This window comes from Mucilaginibacter sp. P4_D1 (assembly GCF_056401935.1).
The window spans coordinates 119,736-137,842 of record NZ_JBFUIJ010000009.1 but is presented as its reverse complement, the minus strand read 5'-3'; the positions used below and the strand labels follow the sequence as shown (position 1 = coordinate 137,842).

Below are 18,107 nucleotides of genomic sequence, written 5' to 3'. Positions count from 1 at the left end.
AAACCGGGGAGGCTTTTTACTTTTGCAACATGGTATTAACAGACACCCATACCCATTTATACTACGAAACCATTCCCGGTAAACGCGCTGCCCTTGTGCAGCGTTGTATCGACAATGATATCAGCCGCCTGTTTTTGCCTAATGTAGATGCAGCATCGGTGCCCCTGGTTTATGACCTGGTACGGGCGTATCCCAGCTTATGTTACCCTATGCTGGGCCTTCACCCATGCTCGGTAAAGGCAGATTGGGAGCAGGAACTGACAAGCATTAAAGCGGCGCAAGGGCAACATCCAATTTACGCTATAGGCGAAATTGGCATCGACCTGTATTGGGACAAAACTTTTTTAACCGAACAGGTTAAAGCCTTCAAACAGCAGATTAACTGGGCAAAAAGTCTTGATCTGCCCATCGTAATTCATTGCCGCGATGCTTATAACGAGGTTTATGAGGTATTACAGCAGGAAAATGACGACAAGCTACGCGGCATATTTCATTGTTTTGGTGGCACAGTAGAGCAGGCCCAACAGGTGATTGATCTGGGCTTTTACCTGGGTATAGGCGGCGTGGTTACCTATAAAAATTCGGGACTTGACAAAGTTGTGGCCGAAATTGATTTAAACCATATAGTTTTAGAAACAGATTCTCCGTACCTTACGCCCGTTCCGTTCCGGGGTAAACCTAATGAAAGCTCGTACTTGATTTATATTGCCCAAAAAGTGGCGGACCTGCACCAAACCAGTGTGGAGGAGGTTGCTCGTGTTACAACCGAAAACTCCAGGCTAATATTTGGTATATAGTAATTGAAATGATTTATACAGCATAAAACCTAATTAATGAGCCAGATACTGATCATTTACACCGGCGGTACCATAGGGATGATGAGCGATCCTGTTACTAAGGTGCTCAAGCCTATCAACTTTGAGCAAATAATGGATAATGTGCCCGAGTTGGAGAAACTGAACTGCCGGATCAAAGTACACTCTTTTGACGAGATCATCGATTCATCAAACATGAACCCGGCCATCTGGAGCGATCTGGCCGGCCTCATCGAATCCAATTATCATGACAATGATGGTTTTGTGATCCTTCACGGCTCAGATACCATGGCTTATACCGCCTCAGCATTAAGTTTTATGCTCGAAAATTTGGGCAAACCCGTTATTTTTACCGGCTCGCAATTGCCTATCAGCGCTATTCGTACTGATGCCAAGGAAAACCTGATGACGGCTATAGAAATTGCCAAGGCCAAGAAAAACGACCGCGCCCGTGTACCCGAGGTATGTATCTACTTTGATTACAAACTATTCCGGGGGAATCGTGCGTTTAAATATAATTCATCAAAGTTCGAAGCCTTCCGCTCGCCAAACTACCCTATCCTGGCCGAGAGTGGCGTACACCTTAAATTCAGCGTAAACGATATCAGGCACCCGCAGGATGACGAGGAGCTCATCATCCACAACAACCTTATAAGCGACGTAGGCGTGTTAAAACTTTACCCGGGCATAGGTACAAAAGTGGTTGAGGCCATTTTAAATGCTGATGTACGCGGCGTTGTAATGGAAACTTTTGGGGCAGGCAATACCACAACCGACGCATGGTTTATCAGCCTGTTGGAAAAAGCCATTAAAGATGGCAAAGTGATTGTAGATATTTCGCAATGTAAAGTAGGCACCGTTGAACTTGGCCGTTACGAAACCAGTAAGCAACTTAAGGACATGGGTGTAGCCAACGGTTACGATATGACCTTTGAATCGGCAGTAACCAAAATGATGTACCTGCTGGGCAAGTTTGACGACCCGGCCCTGGTAAAACATTATATGGAAACGGATTTAAGGGGCGAGATAACGGTATCGTAACTGCAACCCATGTGCAATTTCTTGTGCGGGTATCGGCTTGATGGCTTATTTTATAAAAAAATGTCATTTCGATAGAGCTGGGGAGCCGTGAGCGGGAGGGCGAAAGAGAAATCTTGTACGCCCCGCATTCAGATAAGCATGTTGGACTGCGCGCGTCGAAGATTTCTCCTCACGCAGTCGCTCGGTGCCCCCCTGATTCGTCGAAATGAAAATAGTTTTGATCTGGACTTGTGACTTTCGGCTCACAATCGGCTCTTATCGGCTCATACCGACTCAAAAACATCTATTTTGCAGCCTGCACATCAATCCAAATACCGTTTCATCATCAAATCAGTTTGCAAATCATCGCCCAGCCAAAAAGGATGCGAACCAAACACCTCAAAACCATTCTTTTTATAAAAAGCCAGCGCTTTGGCGTTATGCTCCCAAACACCAAGCCATATATAGGTTTTCTTCATCTGCACGGCAATCTCAAATGCCTTATCAAAAAGTAACTGGCCCACCTTTTTGCCGTGAAAAGCTTTCAGCACATAAATCCTTTCTACTTCTAAAGCATTATCATCCTTTACGTCGGTTTGTGCTGGCCCGTGGTTAACTTTTACGTAACCAACTATAATACCATCAACCTGTGCCATGTAAAATTCCGAATGAGGGTTATTAACCTCACCTGCCAGTTTCTCATCGGCAAAGGCTGCGGTTAGGTAATCCTCCATATTTTCTGGCGTATTCAAATGCGCGAAGGCCTCGTTAAAGGTTTCGATGCCAATTGCTTTTAAAGCCTGGATGTTTTGCATATCCACTTTAATAAACCGGATGCCGGCACTGTTCATGGTCATTGTATCGGTCATGATGATATTATTAAGATTCAAATTGTACTACATTGTTAAATAAATTCTCTTGCGCTGCCGGTAAGTTATTAGCAACACATTTCGTGTTAGTCAGGTACCTGAAACGCAGATAAAGCAGTGCCGATGCTACCAGCAGACCACTATAAAGCCCAAGCCAAACGCCTGTTAAGCCCATAGGGGTATGCAGGCCCAGTAAAAAAGCCATCGGCAGGGCAACGCCCCAGTAAGCAGCCAGGTTAATTAATACCGGGTATTTTAAATCGCCCAGGCCCCGTAATATGCCCAGGCTCACCACCTGCAGGCCGTCGAAAACCTCTAATCCGGCAGCTATAACAAACAGGTTGCCCACCATACTCACCACCTGCGGATCAACCGAGATAACTTTAGGCAAAACGCCCTTTAGCACCAACAACAGCACCCCGGTAACCAGGTGGAATACCACGGTGAGGTGATAGCTTGCCAATGCCGATGCCCGCAGTAAATGAAACTTTGCCTGCCCCAAAAAGTAACCTGTTTGAATGGCCGCCGCAGTGCCAATACCGTTAACCGCGTAATAGATAAACGATAGATAGTTCATGGCTATCTGGTATGCTGCCAGCTGCCTGGCCCCAATTATACCTACTATAAAAACCGCCGCGCTGAATGCGCTTATCTCGAAAATGTTTTGCAACACAATGGGAACGCTGGTACCCATTATTTTTTTGAACCGCCCTGCATTAAACTGAAAAGGGTGGCAGCCTTGCAGAAATTTGTTGAACCGCTGTTTTTTAAGCACAAATGTAGCCATAACAACAGCCATCAGCCCCCTATCGATAATGGCGCTGTAACCTATGCTTTTGGCGCCCATGGCCGGCATCCCAAACAAGCCTTTTACCAATATAACACCAACTACAATATTGATAACATTACCCCAAATGCTTACCTGCATAGCCAGCCTGGTAAAACCCAAACCTTCGGCAAACTGCTTAAATGATAAAAACAACATCAAAGGGATAATAGATAATCCTAACAACACCAACAAAGGTTTGGCCTGCGCCACCACAGCCGTATCTAAACCAATATGCGCTATTAAGTATTGCCCGCCAAGCCAGGTGATAATTAACAGCATTAGCCCCGTCAGGATATTAACTATAACGCTGTGCGACAATAGCCGGCCACATTCCCGGTAGTTACCTGCCCCGTTTTCGCGTGCAACCAGCGGGGTTATACCATAGGATATGCCGATTGCAATAATAAGCATCAGGTTGAAAAACCCATTGGCAATAGCCAGCGCTGCAAGCGGTACTGTACCGGCAAAGTGGCCCAATATAATGGATGCCGAAAAGCCCACCAACGGATGCCCCACCTGCGATATCATTACTGGGTAAGCCAAACGCATAGTAGCGCTGTAATGGGTTTTATATTTTTTAAAAAAGATCAAGCGGATTTTTATTTGCTGTAAAAGTAACTGATGTATAAATGCTAAAAAATGCTTATTTTAGATTAATTAATGATTTTTACGCATTAATAATTATGGATTTACAGCAGATAAAAAACTTTTTGGCCCTTGCCTATGAGCTTCATTTTTGGAATACATCGGCCAAACAAAACATTACCCAATCGGCATTAAGCAGGCAAATTAAATCGTTGGAGGATGAGTTAAATGTGCAGTTATTTGAGCGTACCAAGCGCAGTGTTAAGCTAACCCCCGCCGGCGAATTCCTGAAAACCAAATGGGCCGGTATTGTAGATGAGTTTAATTTTATCCACCAGTTTGCCAAAAAAATCGAACTCGGCGAAACCGGGTCCATCAGGATAGCGCACCCTGATTCTATTTCGTTTTCTACCCTGCCGCAGCTGATACTTGATATCTCCATCCGTTATCCCGAACTGAAGATTGAAATGATACAGCTGGCCTATGAAGACGAACAGGAATTTTTAACCAAATACAAAATCGACCTCAAATTCAGCCGCGATATAAACCGGCTGGATAATATCAGCACGATGAAAGTACAAACAGATCACCTGGCCCTGGTATTGCCCCAGGATCATGCGTTCAGGGAACTGGCCGATATTACCGCCGAATCGTTACAAACGCAAAAGTTTATTATGCCCCGTTCCAACAGCAGCAGCAGCTACAGCCAGCTTACCAACCAGGTGTTTGAACACTACGGCATATCGCCCGAGTCTTCCTATACATCCGATTTTGGGTCAACCATCATTTCGCTTATCACCAGGCAATTTGGCATCAGCATAATGCCTTACTCTTATGCCAATCAAGGCTACCAGGGCATCCGTTTTATTGAACTTCCTTTTGAAAGCAACCTGTTTGTACACTGGCGAACGGATGACCACAGCCCTATATTGAAAAATATTTTAAGAATGGTTGAGGGGTTAGCTTAGGAAGGAGAATGAGGTTCAAATTAAAAAAAAACATTATGCTGTTGCCGGCCATTAGCATGTACTATCAACATTTTCTTTTGTCATTTTTCACTTCATAGTTTCCGGATTTTACAACTCAGTATGACATATCCAATTTCCCTATCGTCCTGAGTTATAAAATTTCGCGAAATTCTGAAGGGGGAAATGACATACTAAAGAGCGTTGTCATGCTGAGCCTGTCGAAGCATAGCGGGCAAAGTCCTCTCCGCGCGCCCCTTCGACAGGCTCAGGGTGACAGGCCRGCGCAYYTCGAAAAGAAAACATGTCATGGGTAGGTACGAAGGATACCCGCCGAAATTCATGGCCAACAACTATCAGTTCGGTGTTAACCATGATAAAATATAAAATATTGATTATCAAATATTTATAAATTTTTTATCTGAAATGTGTTAAGTTATGTTAACCCAATTAGATGCGTTTGCCTTGGCCCAACAGAAAGTTCGCAAATCATTATTCGGATTTTTAATCAAACCCAGCCTTCTAACTTAATGAGGCTGCCACTGCCACCTGCTCAATCTTCAATGCCTTACCTTCCCGCAATAACTCCTGGGTAATGGCGCGGGTATAGGTTTTAATCTCTTCCTGAAAATCGGCAACAGATGCACCGGTACGGATTTCTTCCAGGCGTTTTTCCCAGTTACCTGTCAGTTCGGCCTGGGCTATTTGCTGATTTTTTACCACCTGGTATACCGCCAGCCCGGTTGGAGTGGGTACCAGGTTCTTTTTTTCGCGCAGGATGTAATTACGTTTTAATAATGTTTCGATAATGGAGGCACGGGTAGCCGGGGTGCCCAGGCCACTATCCTTCATGGCGTAACGCAACTCTTCGTCGTCAATCTCTTTTCCGGCCGTTTCCAGAGCTTTAAGCAGGCTGGCTTCATTATACAGGGATTTGGGTTTGGTTTGTTTCTCTAACAAAGCCTTATCTGTAATAGGCAGCGTTTCGCCCTGTTGTACTTTGGGCAGGGTTGGGTTTTCCTCGTCCTTCTTTTCGTCGTCGGTATCGTTAAACACGGCGCGCCAGCCAGGGGTCTGTATAACGGTACCGCTGGCCATAAACAACGAACCCGATTCGATAGTGATCCTGGTGATCTCCTTAATACAATCCTGGTGAAAAGCTTCCAGCATGCGGCCGGCAACCATATCGTAAACAGCCTGTTTATCGGGTGTTAACTGGTAAGGAGGCTCGCCGGTGGTTAATATGGCATGGTGATCGGTTACCTTTTTGGCGTTTACACTACGCTTGCTCAGCTTAGCCCCAGATAATAGGGTGGCCTGTTTACCAAAGTCGGGGTGCTCCTTTAGTTTTTCAATTAAATCCGGTACGCCTGCAAATACATCATCGCCAATATAACGGCTGCCGGTACGCGGATAGGTTACCAGCTTGCCCTCGTACAGGTTTTGCAGTATGGTAAGGGTTTGGTCGGCAGTGAAGCCCTTGCGTTTGTTGGCTTCCTGCTGCAGGCTGCTCAGGTCGTGCAGTAAGGGTGGTGGTTCTTTACGGGGCTTGGCCTCTACATTAATAATATGGGCGCCCTGCGGAAAGCCCGATGCCACATCTTCAACCTTATCGAAAATAACCTGCGCTTCCTCTTTAGTTTTAAAGTTATTTACCGAGATGGCTTTGAACACCTGTCCGTCCTTATCGGGCTGTATACTTACCTGGTAATAAAGTTGTGGTACAAAGTTTTTATTATCCAGGTAGCGCGAGCAAATCATGGCAAGTGTAGGCGTTTGCACCCTGCCTAACGACAGCACCCCCCTATTGCCCGACGAGAGGGTTAAGGCCTGCGTGGCATTCATCCCCACCAACCAATCCGACTGCGAGCGGCAATGCGCCGAATTGAACAGCGTATCGTAATCGCTGCCCGGCTTCAGGTTACGGAAGCCTTCTTTAATAGCCTCATCCGTTTGCGACGAGATCCAGAGCCTTTTAAAAGGTTTTTTGCATTTAAGATAGTAATAGATATAGCGAAAGATGAGCTCACCCTCGCGCCCTGCATCCGTAGCTACAATAATTTCGGTAGCTTCATCAAACAGGCTTTTGATAATATCCAGTTGCTTTTTAACAGATGGGTCGTCAATCATCCCATCCTTTGATTTTACCTTACGGATAGAGAGCTTAAACTTGGGCGGCAGCATGGGCAGGTTTTGAACGCTCCAGCCGTAATAGCCATATTCCTGCGGCGCTGCCAGTTGTAACAAATGGCCAAATGCCCAGGTAAAAGTATAACCCTTACCCTCCATATAGCCGTCTTTTTTGGTGGTAGCGCCAAATACTTTGGCAATTTCGCGGGCAACGGATGGCTTTTCGGCTATAATAACTTTCATGTTGGTTCATTAGTTCACTGGTTCATTAGTTTATTGGTGAATAGTTTGATACTCATCGCTTCCATATAACACAGCTTGCTTTGTTTGCAAATAGTACTATGAACGAGGCGGCCAACAAATAAATTTAGAACCGGGGAACAAATATATAAACTAAAGCGCCCCCCGAAGCAAACTAATTACCAACGAAGGGGCGAACTAATCCTAAGCCGTTATAAATCAAGCCTCCACCGGAAAAGACCAATGAACCAGCCCCTGCCAGACCAATGAACTAATAAACAAGTGAACCAGTGAACTAACCAAGCGCCTCGTATATCTCTGCAGCAAGTAAGCCGCTGCCGCCGCCGTAGTGCTGTACTATGCGGATATCAGGGTTACAATTACGAAAGTATTGGCTAAGCCGGTTTTCTGATTCGGGTGGGATGCCGCCACCAAGAAGCACCAGGGTAAAACCCTGCGCATCAAAAGCCTGGATAGCCTCATCGTCGGTTTGGCAGCCGGTGGCATTCCAGGCCGGATTATTGTTTACCAGCCGTACTACAGTTGCCAATATTTCGGGGTGACGGCCGATGACTAAAATTTGTATTGTTTCCATTTTGGTTCGTGTTGCGTGTTGCTTGGTTCAGGCGTTTCCATTTTGGTTCGTGTTGCGTGGTTAGGGTGTTGGGATGCGAGGCTCGAAGTTGAAATTTATTTTCACCCGAACCACGCCCCTCGCAACCCGATCCTCAAAACATCAAAAGCTCATCGGCACTTCCATCAGTAAAAATTCCGCATCGGTACTTGCGTTGATGGTAAAAGCTTCGGTATCCCAAATGCCCAATGCATCACGGGAGCCAACGGCCTGGCCGTCAATCTGCACTTCTCCGCTTAATACAAATGCGTATACGCCGTTGCCGGGTTTGTGGATAGTATAATCAGTACTTACGCCTGCATCAAATTTACCCAAATTGAACCATGCGTCCTGGTGAATCCATACGCCGGCATCATCCGGGTTGGGTGATAGTACCTGTTGCAGTTTATTGTGGCGATCATCAAGGTTCAGGGTAAGCTGGTCATACCGGGGCTCCACGTTACGCTGGTTAGGATAAATCCAGATCTGCAGGAATTTTACCCGTTTGTTTGGATCCTGGTTATACTCGCTATGGTAAATACCGGTTCCGGCGCTCATAGCCTGGATGTCGCCATTTTTGATAACGGCCACGTTATTCATGCTGTCTTCGTGCTCCAGGTTGCCTTCCAATGGTATGCTGATGATCTCCATGTTATCATGCGGATGTTTGCCAAAGCCCATACCCGCATCAACAGTATCGTCGTTTAAAACGCGTAGTGCGCCAAAGTTCATTCTTTCGGGGTTGTAATAACTGCCAAAGCTGAAAGAATGGTAACTATTCAGCCAGCCGTGGTTGGCGTGCCCACGTGTTTCGGCTTTATGTAAAATGGTTTGTGCCATGATGTTGTTTCCTCTGTTTTGTTGATGTAAAGGTACAGCGGGATTGGCAAGGGGAAGTTGATGTAGGTCAAGAATTTGCATCTGGATTAGGTTATACGTGGTACGTTTTAAGTGATACGTATAACTTGTAAAGCCTTATACGTAAAACGTATTACGTATGACGTACAACCTTTTTCCTCATCCTGCTAAAAAACTCCGGCGTAACGCCGATGTATGAGGCTATTTGCTTTTGGGGCAGGGTATAGATCAGTGTGGGATATCGTTTGCAAAAATTGTTGTAGCGATCTTCCGCCGTTAGGCTTAAGCCGTCTATAAGCCGCTGCTGACTTGCAACCAGCGAATTCTCGACCAATACCCGGAAAAAGTGCTCAAACTTGGGTATCTGTTTATATAATGCTTCCTGGTTAGTTTTACTCAGCAACAGCACCTCGGTATCTTCCAACGCCTCTACGTTTAGCATCCCGGGTTTCTGGCTTATCAGGCTATACATATCGGCCATCCACCAATCTACCGGGGCAAAGCTCAGCACATGCTCAATGCCATTTTTATCAACTGTAAAGCCACGCAGGCACCCGCTGGTTACAAAGGCCGAGTGTTTGCATATATCGCCATCGCTCAACCAAAATTGCTTGCGCTTTATGGTTTGCGGCCGCAGCATACCGGTAAAAATGGTCTGCTCATCCGTGGTTAAATGAATATGTTTAGCGATGTTGTTTAGTATAAGGGTAAATGACATGCGCAAAGGTAAAAAAAGGCCCTCTAAATATCCTTAGTCTGTTCCTCTGCTTCCTGGCCTACACCAAAATAATTTTCCAATTCTTTAAGGGTTGATGAATTGGTGGCGATGTCTTTGATGATCACGCCCTTTTCCATCAGCAGGATACGGTCGCACACATCGGTGATGTGGTTAAGGTCATGGCTGGATACGAAGTTGGTTACATTATTGTTCTTATTCAACTCCTTCAGCATGTTTTTTAGCCTGAACTGAGTACTGGGATCAATGTTGGCAAAGGGCTCATCAAGCATCAGCAATTCTGGTTTTTGCAGCACACAGGATGCAACACCTACCTTGCATTGGTTGCCTTTGGATAAATCGCGGATGTATTTGCCTTTTTTCAGGATCTCGCCGTTAAAAAAATCAGATAGCTTTACCAGGGTTTCATCAACGGTGGCTTTACTTTGCTGGTGCAAGCCGCCTATAAAGTACAGATACTCTTCGGGGGTAAGGTAATCTATCAGGAAACCTTCGTCAAGGTATGATGCGGTGTAGTTTTTCCAGTTTTCATGCCCGGCCACAACTTCACCGTTGGATGATACTTCGCCTGTTTCGGGCCGGATAAGATCAAGTATCATCCGGAACAGGGTTGTTTTGCCAGCGCCGTTATTGCCCACCAGGCCAACGCTTTCGCCTTTGTTAATTATTAAGTGCGGTACATCAACTACCGTTACGCCATTATATATCTTTTTCAGACTTTTTATTTCAATCATTGTTATTTATTTCTGAAGCCTTCGGCTATGGTATATCTTTTTTGTTCAAAATCCTCTCCAAGTTTTTTGATCCAGAAGTTACGGGTCAAAATGAATATCGCTCCTGTAGTACCTAATACAACCAGGCCAACATTGGCATGCTTAAACAGCGCGAAAGGCATGTAAATAATATATGGTGTTAAAATAAGCGGGAATGATAGCAGCATCTGGGTGGCCCCCACCCCCTCCCAGTTAAACGACGCCCCTTTTGACAGATCAATGCGTTTGGCATTACGGTTAGCAAAAAACAACACGATAGTTGTGTTAACCCCAATGTTCCACAAATACATCACAAAATGCACCAGCAGTATAGTCCACCCGAAGTAAACGTATGGCGTAGTGAGAAAAAAGGCTACGGTTGACACCAGGGTAAAAAGCAAATACTTGGCTTTTAAAAAATCGGTAAAGCTAATTTTGCTCACCAGTATACCATCAAAATGCGATGCCTGCCAGCTAAACATAAACTGGCCATAATTAATGATAAAAATACCCGTCATAAACATACCAACAAACAGGTACCAACTTTCCCCATAATGTTTGTTGGTGTAAAAAATCAAACCGTAAAACATAAAAAACAACCCCATGATGAGGGCCGACCGCGGCCGTTTGTTACGCAGGATGAGCTTAATTTCGTTGGCAACCAAATCGCCAACCTGCCCAAAGCGCGAAAGGAGCGGTATATCGGTGCTGCTTTTGTATGATACCTTTTTATGAGCGGTAAGCTCTTCCAGGTAAAGGTTTTGTTTAAGATAGTAGAAGTTTAAATAATACATAACCACAGCCAGCACAAATGGCAGCAAAGCCAGTACCGGCATGGTAATCAGGTGACCGAAGAAGGCGTAAGAGATATCCCTGGTAGAGAACAGATGCCACCTGAAATCGCAGGTAATAATCAATATTAACACGGTAGCGGCAATCAAAAACACCCAGCCGTTAAGGTTTGATTTCCGCTTGATATAAAGCGCCAGGTAATTGTTAAATACAGTAAGCCCTGCAATAGCAACAACAAAGGCAAAGCTTACCAATGCACCCGAATCAGGACCTACCACTTTGAATATAAAGGGCAAAAACAGTACAAAAGGCCATAAATTAAAAATTGACAACGCCGCGGTTAAGGCCAGGTAGCGCACCAGCGCGTTCCTTTTTACCGGCAGGTGCAAATAGGGCTGCACCCGCAAGGTAGGTAACTCCTGCAACTGTAGCCGCATGAGCAAATCAAACAGGAAGTAAATAAGAATAATGCCGCAAAAGGCTTTCACAAGATCCTCATCCGGGAACATGCCCTCCAGCATTTTATCTAAAAATATGCCTACCACAAGCACATTCAAAAACAGGTAAAGGATTAGTAAGCCCATTACCACCCGGATGGCAATACTTTTTCCTGTATTTTTTGATCGCCAGAAGGCTTTTAATTCATGACCGATAAAGGATGTAACCATAGAAATAGAGTCAAGATTTAGAATCAAGACTTAAAAGTAGCAACATTAAAGAAATAAACCCATTAAATAGCTTATAATATCTGTTAATGGATTAAACTCAATATCGAACTGCTCTTCTACCTGTTTTGAAAAATCTGTTAGTTCACGGCTCATAACATTTAAATTTACTATGCAAACATAATAATATTATACCATATACCAAAACGGTATATGGTATATAAAAATAAAGTTTAGGTTTTTATAAAATAGAATATTTAGCTATTGGCCGCATCAACTTTTATTGATTCCTGCTTATCCCAGTTAATCTTCCGCGAAAAATACATCAGCACACCTACAATAATGAACAAAGCTATACTGCCTACCATTAACGCCAGGTCTTCCAGCTGGATGATCACGAAAATAAAGGTGTAAAACACCGATAGGATAAAAGCAAATAACGCTGCCGCCATCCTGTTTTTTAATATGGAGGCTATGAATGTTGCTACGAGGCCAATGATGGCAACAGAGGCCACAAGGTACGCAAAGTTAAAACCAACTTGCTCAGAGAAGGACAGCAGTAGCAGGTAGTAAATGATCATGGCCGCGGCTATCAAAACGTAATTGAAAATATGAATGCTTTGCTTGCGGATAACCTCTGTTAAAAACAGGGAGATAAAAGTGAGCAGCACAATTAAAATGGCATACTTGCTGGTGCGGGTTGTTTTTTGATACTGATCAATGGGTAAACGAAGTTTAATTCCGAATGTAGCGTCGGCTTGTTTTTTCTCATTGCTTAGCAGCCTGGTATCATCAACCCATTGCTGCGGGAAGGGTCGGTTATAATACAACATTTTCCAATGCGATTTAAAACCTCCGGTATCCACTGTACGTTCGTCGGGAAGGTAGCGGCCATCAAAACTTGGGCTGGCCCAACTGCCGCTGGCTTGTACGTCGGTAGTTTTGCCCAGGTGCAAAAAGCTCAATTCCTGGCTTCCCTTCATATCAAGACTATAATCAAAGGTAAATTCACCATCTTTTATTCCAGATAGATTTATGGCTGCCTGCAAGCCCTCGCCTGGCAACACGGCGTTGTTAAATACAGGCTCGGCAGCCAGGGTTTGGCCGCCAGCTTTAACAATGGGGTTGTTTTTTAACCCTTTTAAATCGGTGATGCTAAAAACCAAGCGTGCTTTATCCAACACAAGCTGATCGGCGGTTAAAGAAACTCCGGCCAAGCTGGCCTTTGAAAAGTTTCCGGATACTTTAACAAGTGAATTATAAACCGCTACATCAAAAATGCCCCTGTGCAATATCTGTGTATTAAGGCCTGCTTTAATATTCAAATTATCGGGTAGGATATAAAGATTTTCCATAGCGTCCTGCGTGGTTACCTTGTTAGCTGTATCCGTTTTTTGGATATGTTTTCTGTAGGGAATAACCAACACCGGCCCCGTTACCAGCTGCTCGCCCGACCATTTGTCTGATACATCATTTATCATTTCGTCCTGTCGTTGTGCGCGCTCACTAATCAGGTTATTAATCAGCGATGAGGGGATGAGCAATACAATAATCAGCACCCCGATAAAAAGTAATTTAACTGTAACCGACTCCTTGAGCCAGTCCATTATTCCGCGTGTTTTTGGTTCTTGTTGTATCATGTTATTTCGATAAAGTACTTTGCATTTCAAAGTTTTCGATTAAAAATAGAGGCCGTTTCCACAGCCCGCTTTTCCCACAACAAATAAAACAAAAGAACTTTGCATTTCAAAGTTTATTATTAAAATCCTTCACTTATTTTTAAGTCCGTATCTTTAAGCGATGACCACCCAGGAACAAATATATAATTGGCTCATAACCGGTCTGCAGCAATCACCGGTAAAATTCTCGGAAGTATTTTATTATGATAAACATGATAAGCAGTTTTTTTCGATATTACTGACAGACTATCTCCTATTTGAGGGAAATGGCGAATTGGCTAAGGATGCATCATCATCCTATTCGGAAGCTACGTTGATATTGCTGACAGATCGGATCCGCAGAATTAACATTGATCCACAGATCATATCGATACCCCGCCTTGGCGACAACGACGAAGATTACTTACAGCAAGCAGATAGCTTTTTAAATTTAAATTCGATCAACATTGATGACTCAACCATCTGGGAAGTTGAAGAAAGCGGACCGATAAAGTTAAATTTTAAATAGCTTAACCTACACCGTAATCGCTGCCTTTACCAAATAAGGCAATATCTCCTTTTGAAAAGAAACAAAGTTTTTGCGCACATCCGAATCGCTTACCGAGGTAAACGCAAAACTGAACACGATGCTTTTGCTGCATTTGATCAGGAAGCGTAAACGTTGGTGATAGGTTTCGTGTTTGCGGATTCCGGGCAGTTGAATAAATGATGCCATTAGCATTTCTTCCAGCTCGTTACTCAGATTTTTTAAAAAGTCCTGGGAGTTGGTTGATTCGCGGATAAAATCCCAGCCTATAAATTCGTTGCAAACGGTGTATGACAGGCGGCAGGTTTTCATGATAAGGTTGTTGAGGTGGGCCTCTTCGTCCATATCGGGTGTGTTGCTCTGCACCAGGTCATCAACGCTGGCTTTAATATAGTCCATCAGCAAAATATGCAATACCGCCTCTTTACTATCAAAATACTTGTAGATAGTGGCTTTTGCGATTCTTGCTTTTTTGGCTATTTCGTTAACGCTGGTTTTATGGTAACCGAATTTGCGGAATAAATCTTGCGCTGCCCGCTTTATACTGTCTTTAATTTTATCGGCTTCCATGTATCAATTGGATACAAATATCTGAAAATTATAGACACTCACACTATATGCCCTTAATGATTTGGTGGCCGGCGCTTTTACAGGCGTACCATCGGCTAAAGAAAACTTGGAACCACTGCAGGGATCGGTTACCGAAAAGCCCGAAGCATCCAAAGTAACCGCGCATTTTTTTTCGGGCTGATAGCTGCTGCACCGGTCATAAGCTACATATTGGCCAGATCCGGTACGGTAAATAATTAAACCGGCAACGCCATAGCCGCTTATAAAAACTACGCCGCCGCCACTGGTAAGCGGCGCCAGGCGCGGATCATTTATGGGTGCCGAAAAGTTCACGGGTACACTGGGTATATTGTCTGTTGCTTTGCCACATGAAAAACAGCACAAGCCAATAAGCACTATCGCCAGCAATTTCCTCATAGCATCTCTGTAGTGAACTGTTTTAGAAAGCGCGCGTCATTTTCAGAAAATAAACGTAGATCGCGGATAACATATTTGAGGTTGGCAATTCGTTCCATACCCATACCAAACGCAAAACCGGTAAATTTCTTACTATCGATACCGCAATTTTCCAAAACGTTAGGGTCAACCATACCGCAGCCCAAAATCTCGACCCAGCCACTGTATTTACACATATTACAGCCTGAACCTTTACAAATGGTACAGGATATATCCATTTCGGCAGATGGTTCGGTAAACGGGAAGTACGATGGCCTGAACCTTACCTGGGTACCCTCGCCATAAAGCTCTTGCACAAAGTGATAAAGTGTTTGCTTTAAATCGGCAAATGATACGTTTTCATCAACATATAACCCCTCTACCTGGTGAAAAAAGCAATGGGCACGCGCAGATATTGCTTCGTTACGGTAAACGCGGCCCGGCATTATAGCGCGGAACGGCGGCTTGCCGTGCTCCATCATCCTCACCTGTACCGATGAGGTATGCGTACGCAATGCGATATCATCCTTACCACTGTTCTTTTTAATAAAAAACGTGTCCTGCATGTCACGGGCCGGGTGTTCTTCGGGAAAATTTAATGCCGAAAAGTTATGCCAGTCGTCTTCAATCTCCGGGCCCTCGGCAACTACGAATCCAAGGCGTTTAAAAATATCAATGATCTCGTTTCGCACCAAGGATAGCGGATGACGTGACCCAACAGTAAAGCCGTCGCCAGGCAACGTTAAATCGATATCTGAGTTGTGAGTTGTGAGTTGTGAGTTGTGAGTTTCTTTTAACTCGTTATATTTTGCCTCGGCTAACTGTTTAAACTCGTTAAGTACTTTACCAAAAGTGCGTTTTTCTTCGGGGCCAACGGTTTTAAATTCTTCAAAAAGATCTTTGATAATTCCCTTGGTACCTAAAAATTTTATGCGGAACGCTTCCAGTTCATCAGCCTTGGCAGAAGCAAAGGCCTTTATTTCGGCGGCGTATTGGTCTATTTTATTTTGCATTATAGTGTTCTTAAAAATTGTTCTGCTGTTAACACAGGGATCAAGGCGTTCTTATAGTCTTTTATATTACGGGTGATAATTAAATCACAGTTACTCTTCTTAGCAATAAAACATTGAATCGTGTCTTCGAAATCGACAATGTTACTTGCTAAAGCAAAATCTATAGCATCTTTTTCAAATGGCAATATATCGATTGATTCGGCTAATTTCTTTATGTTTTCTTTAGTTGTAGATATGCCTATCTGCTTTCTTAATATATAACTTATGTTTGCAATTATCAACGACGAGGTTTTTAATTCGAGTTTTCTTTTTTCACTCTCAATTAACAAAATTTGAGTGTAAAAGAAAAACGACTCCCTTTTTAAAAACATATCCAATAAAACATCACTATCTAAGAATAGGCGTTTATAGATCATATTTTTCTTTAAAATATTCGTACTTCATATCCTTGTAATCCATGTTCTCGGGATATTTCCCTTTTAAAATACCCGTTAAACTTTGAATCCATTCAGGGATTTCTGTGTTTTTGTATTTTTCTATTAGAGGGTCTTCCTTTTTTTCCTGTTCCTCTATTTTATCAAAATACTCCTGCACCAACTTAGAAACACTTGTATGCTTGCGTTTCGCATATTCTTTCATGCGGGGCACAGAATCTGATTTAACACTCAAGGTTAGCTTTGTACTTTCCATAACAAGTCATTTATACGTACAAATATAAAAAATCCGCACGTATTATTTAATCACTCCCAATTCCTTACCCACCTTGGTAAACGCCGCGATAGCCTTATCCAAATGGTGCATATCATGAGCGGCCGAGATTTGCACCCTGATACGAGCCTTGCCTTGCGGAACCACGGGGTAATAAAAACCTATTACATAAATGCCCTCTTCCAGCATTTTGGCGGCAAACTCCTGCGCCAACTTAGCTTCATAAAGCATAACTGGTACAATTGGGTGTACACCGGGTTTAATGTCGAAACCAGCTTCGGTCATTTTTTGGCGAAAGTACTGGGTATTGTTCTCAAGCTTGTCGCGCAGTTGGGTAGTTTCGCTCAACATATCCAAAACCGCTATTGAAGCGCCGGTAATAGCAGGTGCCAATGTATTTGAAAACAGGTATGGGCGCGAACGCTGGCGCAACATATCAATAATCTCTTTACGGCCCGATGTAAAACCGCCGGATGCCCCACCCAAAGCTTTACCTAAGGTGCCGGTAATAATATCAATTTTGCCCATTACATTGTGGTGCTCATGCGTACCACGGCCTGTTTTCCCCATAAAGCCACTGCAATGGCTCTCGTCAATCATTACCAAAGCATTATATTGTTCGGCCAGGGCGCAAATTTTGTCCAGCTGTGCAATTGTACCATCCATGCTAAAAGCACCATCAGTAACAATAATACGGTGACGGCAGCTTTCGGTGGCTTTCAGCTTTTCTTCAAGGTCGGCCATGTCATCATGTTTGTAACGCTGGCGCTGGGCTTTGCACAAACGCACACCATCAATGATGGAAGCGTGGTTCAGCTCATCGGATATAATGGCATCCTGTGCATCAAACAATGGCTCAAACACGCCACCGTTAGCATCAAAAGCGGCGGCATAAAGTATGGTGTCTTCGGTGCCTAAAAATTCTGCTATTTTTTTTTCAAGTTCTTTATGAATATCCTGCGTGCCGCAAATAAAACGGACAGACGATAAACCATAACCATGTGTATCCATTGCATCTTTAGCCGCCTGGATAACTTTAGCGTTGCCAGATAAACCAAGATAATTATTAGCACAAAAGTTTATTACTTCCTGCCCGCCCTGTACGGTAATATCCGCACCTTGCGCCGATGTAATGATGCGCTCTTTTTTAAATAAACCTGCATTTTCAATGGCTTCCAGTTCCTGCTGCAAAACCGGCTGTAATGTATTATACATAGTAGTTGATGGTTAAAGGCAGCAAAATTAAGCAATACCGGGCATTTGGCAGGGCTCAAACATGCTTTTTATTAATTATTAAGGGCAAAACA

19 protein-coding genes are annotated in these 18,107 nt (G+C 43.8%); 4 read left to right on the top strand and 15 right to left on the bottom strand.

What is annotated here, in order from left to right; translation table 11 throughout:
* Positions 1 to 29 precede the first annotated feature (29 nt).
* Positions 30 to 797: a TatD family hydrolase gene (locus AC1DV1_RS11075; protein ID WP_477358736.1), complete on the top strand. Its 768-nt coding sequence runs from the start codon at positions 30 to 32 to the stop codon at positions 795 to 797.
* 36 nt (positions 798 to 833) lie between these two features.
* A complete protein-coding gene (locus AC1DV1_RS11070) occupies positions 834 to 1,856 on the top strand; it encodes an asparaginase (protein ID WP_477358733.1) in 1,023 nt (340 codons plus the stop codon).
* Positions 1,857 to 2,158: 302 nt separating this feature from the next.
* On the opposite strand, the gene AC1DV1_RS11065 is transcribed toward AC1DV1_RS11070, so the two are convergent.
* Positions 2,159 to 2,704 (bottom strand): GNAT family N-acetyltransferase, encoded by a 546-nt coding sequence (locus tag AC1DV1_RS11065; RefSeq protein WP_477358730.1) that lies wholly within the window; start codon positions 2,702 to 2,704, stop codon positions 2,159 to 2,161.
* Positions 2,705 to 2,714: 10 nt separating this feature from the next.
* Complete coding sequence (locus tag AC1DV1_RS11060) at positions 2,715 to 4,082, bottom strand: MATE family efflux transporter (RefSeq protein WP_477358725.1); 1,368 nt, start codon at positions 4,080 to 4,082, stop codon at positions 2,715 to 2,717.
* Positions 4,083 to 4,216: 134 nt separating this feature from the next.
* Between AC1DV1_RS11060 and AC1DV1_RS11055 the strand changes: the two genes are divergently transcribed.
* The gene (locus tag AC1DV1_RS11055; RefSeq protein WP_477358722.1) at positions 4,217 to 5,086 is read left to right on the top strand and encodes a LysR family transcriptional regulator; all 870 of its coding nucleotides are present in this window, start codon (positions 4,217 to 4,219) and stop codon (positions 5,084 to 5,086) included.
* 519 nt (positions 5,087 to 5,605) lie between these two features.
* Here the strand turns inward: AC1DV1_RS11055 and AC1DV1_RS11050 are convergent.
* The 7 genes from AC1DV1_RS11050 to creD form a co-directional block, all read right to left on the bottom strand.
* A complete protein-coding gene (locus tag AC1DV1_RS11050; RefSeq protein WP_477358718.1) occupies positions 5,606 to 7,456 on the bottom strand; it encodes a DNA topoisomerase 3 in 1,851 nt (616 codons plus the stop codon).
* Between the two features lie 292 nt (positions 7,457 to 7,748).
* Positions 7,749 to 8,048 (bottom strand): hypothetical protein, encoded by a 300-nt coding sequence (locus AC1DV1_RS11045; protein WP_477358715.1) that lies wholly within the window; start codon positions 8,046 to 8,048, stop codon positions 7,749 to 7,751.
* Positions 8,049 to 8,189: 141 nt separating this feature from the next.
* Positions 8,190 to 8,906, bottom strand: a complete 717-nt coding sequence (locus AC1DV1_RS11040) for a pirin family protein (protein WP_477358712.1) — start codon at positions 8,904 to 8,906, stop codon at positions 8,190 to 8,192.
* Between the two features lie 151 nt (positions 8,907 to 9,057).
* Positions 9,058 to 9,642 carry a Crp/Fnr family transcriptional regulator gene (locus AC1DV1_RS11035; RefSeq protein WP_477358709.1) on the bottom strand — a complete coding sequence of 195 codons (585 nt, stop codon included), beginning with the start codon at positions 9,640 to 9,642 and terminating at the stop codon, positions 9,058 to 9,060.
* 23 nt (positions 9,643 to 9,665) lie between these two features.
* The gene (locus tag AC1DV1_RS11030) at positions 9,666 to 10,394 is read right to left on the bottom strand and encodes an ABC transporter ATP-binding protein (protein ID WP_477358707.1); all 729 of its coding nucleotides are present in this window, start codon (positions 10,392 to 10,394) and stop codon (positions 9,666 to 9,668) included.
* 2 nt (positions 10,395 to 10,396) lie between these two features.
* Positions 10,397 to 11,872, bottom strand: coding sequence for a DUF5687 family protein (locus AC1DV1_RS11025; protein ID WP_477358705.1), 1,476 nt, complete (start codon positions 11,870 to 11,872; stop codon positions 10,397 to 10,399).
* A gap of 254 nt (positions 11,873 to 12,126) precedes the next feature.
* Positions 12,127 to 13,509, bottom strand: coding sequence for a cell envelope integrity protein CreD (creD, locus tag AC1DV1_RS11020; protein ID WP_477358703.1), 1,383 nt, complete (start codon positions 13,507 to 13,509; stop codon positions 12,127 to 12,129).
* 160 nt (positions 13,510 to 13,669) lie between these two features.
* Between creD and AC1DV1_RS11015 the strand changes: the two genes are divergently transcribed.
* On the top strand, positions 13,670 to 14,056 hold the full coding sequence (locus AC1DV1_RS11015) for a hypothetical protein (protein WP_477358701.1): 387 nt from the start codon (positions 13,670 to 13,672) through the stop codon (positions 14,054 to 14,056).
* Between the two features lie 6 nt (positions 14,057 to 14,062).
* Here AC1DV1_RS11015 and AC1DV1_RS11010 read toward each other — a convergent pair whose 3' ends face one another.
* Genes AC1DV1_RS11010 through kbl form a run of 6 tightly spaced genes read right to left on the bottom strand, consistent with a single transcriptional unit; the run spans position 14,063 to position 18,015 of the window.
* Positions 14,063 to 14,644 carry a TetR/AcrR family transcriptional regulator gene (locus AC1DV1_RS11010; protein ID WP_090652075.1) on the bottom strand — a complete coding sequence of 194 codons (582 nt, stop codon included), beginning with the start codon at positions 14,642 to 14,644 and terminating at the stop codon, positions 14,063 to 14,065.
* A gap of 3 nt (positions 14,645 to 14,647) precedes the next feature.
* Positions 14,648 to 15,061 carry a Rieske (2Fe-2S) protein gene (locus tag AC1DV1_RS11005; RefSeq protein WP_477358699.1) on the bottom strand — a complete coding sequence of 138 codons (414 nt, stop codon included), beginning with the start codon at positions 15,059 to 15,061 and terminating at the stop codon, positions 14,648 to 14,650.
* Positions 15,058 to 16,092, bottom strand: a complete 1,035-nt coding sequence (gene pheS, locus AC1DV1_RS11000; RefSeq protein ID WP_477358696.1) for a phenylalanine--tRNA ligase subunit alpha — start codon at positions 16,090 to 16,092, stop codon at positions 15,058 to 15,060. The genes AC1DV1_RS11005 and pheS overlap by 4 nt, the downstream gene beginning before the upstream one ends.
* A complete protein-coding gene (locus AC1DV1_RS10995; RefSeq protein ID WP_477358694.1) occupies positions 16,092 to 16,508 on the bottom strand; it encodes a type II toxin-antitoxin system VapC family toxin in 417 nt (138 codons plus the stop codon). Before AC1DV1_RS10995 ends, pheS begins: the two co-directional genes overlap by 1 nt.
* A complete protein-coding gene (locus AC1DV1_RS10990) occupies positions 16,498 to 16,782 on the bottom strand; it encodes a DUF6364 family protein (RefSeq protein ID WP_477358692.1) in 285 nt (94 codons plus the stop codon). The genes AC1DV1_RS10995 and AC1DV1_RS10990 overlap by 11 nt, the downstream gene beginning before the upstream one ends.
* 42 nt (positions 16,783 to 16,824) lie before the next feature.
* Entirely contained in the window at positions 16,825 to 18,015 is a 1,191-nt protein-coding gene (gene kbl / locus AC1DV1_RS10985; protein WP_477358690.1) for a glycine C-acetyltransferase, read from the bottom strand.
* Positions 18,016 to 18,107 lie beyond the last annotated feature (92 nt).

Coding starts and splice junctions, on each gene's coding strand:
- AC1DV1_RS11075 (WP_477358736.1), top strand. CDS start 30: ATGGTATTAACAGACACCCATACCCATTTATACTACGAAACCATTCCC.
- AC1DV1_RS11070 (WP_477358733.1), top strand. CDS start 834: ATGAGCCAGATACTGATCATTTACACCGGCGGTACCATAGGGATGATG.
- AC1DV1_RS11065 (WP_477358730.1), bottom strand. CDS start 2,704: ATGACCGATACAATGACCATGAACAGTGCCGGCATCCGGTTTATTAAA.
- AC1DV1_RS11060 (WP_477358725.1), bottom strand. CDS start 4,082: ATGCGTTTGGCTTACCCAGTAATGATATCGCAGGTGGGGCATCCGTTG.
- AC1DV1_RS11055 (WP_477358722.1), top strand. CDS start 4,217: ATGGATTTACAGCAGATAAAAAACTTTTTGGCCCTTGCCTATGAGCTT.
- AC1DV1_RS11050 (WP_477358718.1), bottom strand. CDS start 7,456: ATGAAAGTTATTATAGCCGAAAAGCCATCCGTTGCCCGCGAAATTGCC.
- AC1DV1_RS11045 (WP_477358715.1), bottom strand. CDS start 8,048: ATGGAAACAATACAAATTTTAGTCATCGGCCGTCACCCCGAAATATTG.
- AC1DV1_RS11040 (WP_477358712.1), bottom strand. CDS start 8,906: ATGGCACAAACCATTTTACATAAAGCCGAAACACGTGGGCACGCCAAC.
- AC1DV1_RS11035 (WP_477358709.1), bottom strand. CDS start 9,642: ATGTCATTTACCCTTATACTAAACAACATCGCTAAACATATTCATTTA.
- AC1DV1_RS11030 (WP_477358707.1), bottom strand. CDS start 10,394: ATGATTGAAATAAAAAGTCTGAAAAAGATATATAATGGCGTAACGGTA.
- AC1DV1_RS11025 (WP_477358705.1), bottom strand. CDS start 11,872: ATGGTTACATCCTTTATCGGTCATGAATTAAAAGCCTTCTGGCGATCA.
- creD (WP_477358703.1), bottom strand. CDS start 13,509: ATGATACAACAAGAACCAAAAACACGCGGAATAATGGACTGGCTCAAG.
- AC1DV1_RS11015 (WP_477358701.1), top strand. CDS start 13,670: ATGACCACCCAGGAACAAATATATAATTGGCTCATAACCGGTCTGCAG.
- AC1DV1_RS11010 (WP_090652075.1), bottom strand. CDS start 14,644: ATGGAAGCCGATAAAATTAAAGACAGTATAAAGCGGGCAGCGCAAGAT.
- AC1DV1_RS11005 (WP_477358699.1), bottom strand. CDS start 15,061: ATGAGGAAATTGCTGGCGATAGTGCTTATTGGCTTGTGCTGTTTTTCA.
- pheS (WP_477358696.1), bottom strand. CDS start 16,092: ATGCAAAATAAAATAGACCAATACGCCGCCGAAATAAAGGCCTTTGCT.
- AC1DV1_RS10995 (WP_477358694.1), bottom strand. CDS start 16,508: ATGATCTATAAACGCCTATTCTTAGATAGTGATGTTTTATTGGATATG.
- AC1DV1_RS10990 (WP_477358692.1), bottom strand. CDS start 16,782: ATGGAAAGTACAAAGCTAACCTTGAGTGTTAAATCAGATTCTGTGCCC.
- kbl (WP_477358690.1), bottom strand. CDS start 18,015: ATGTATAATACATTACAGCCGGTTTTGCAGCAGGAACTGGAAGCCATT.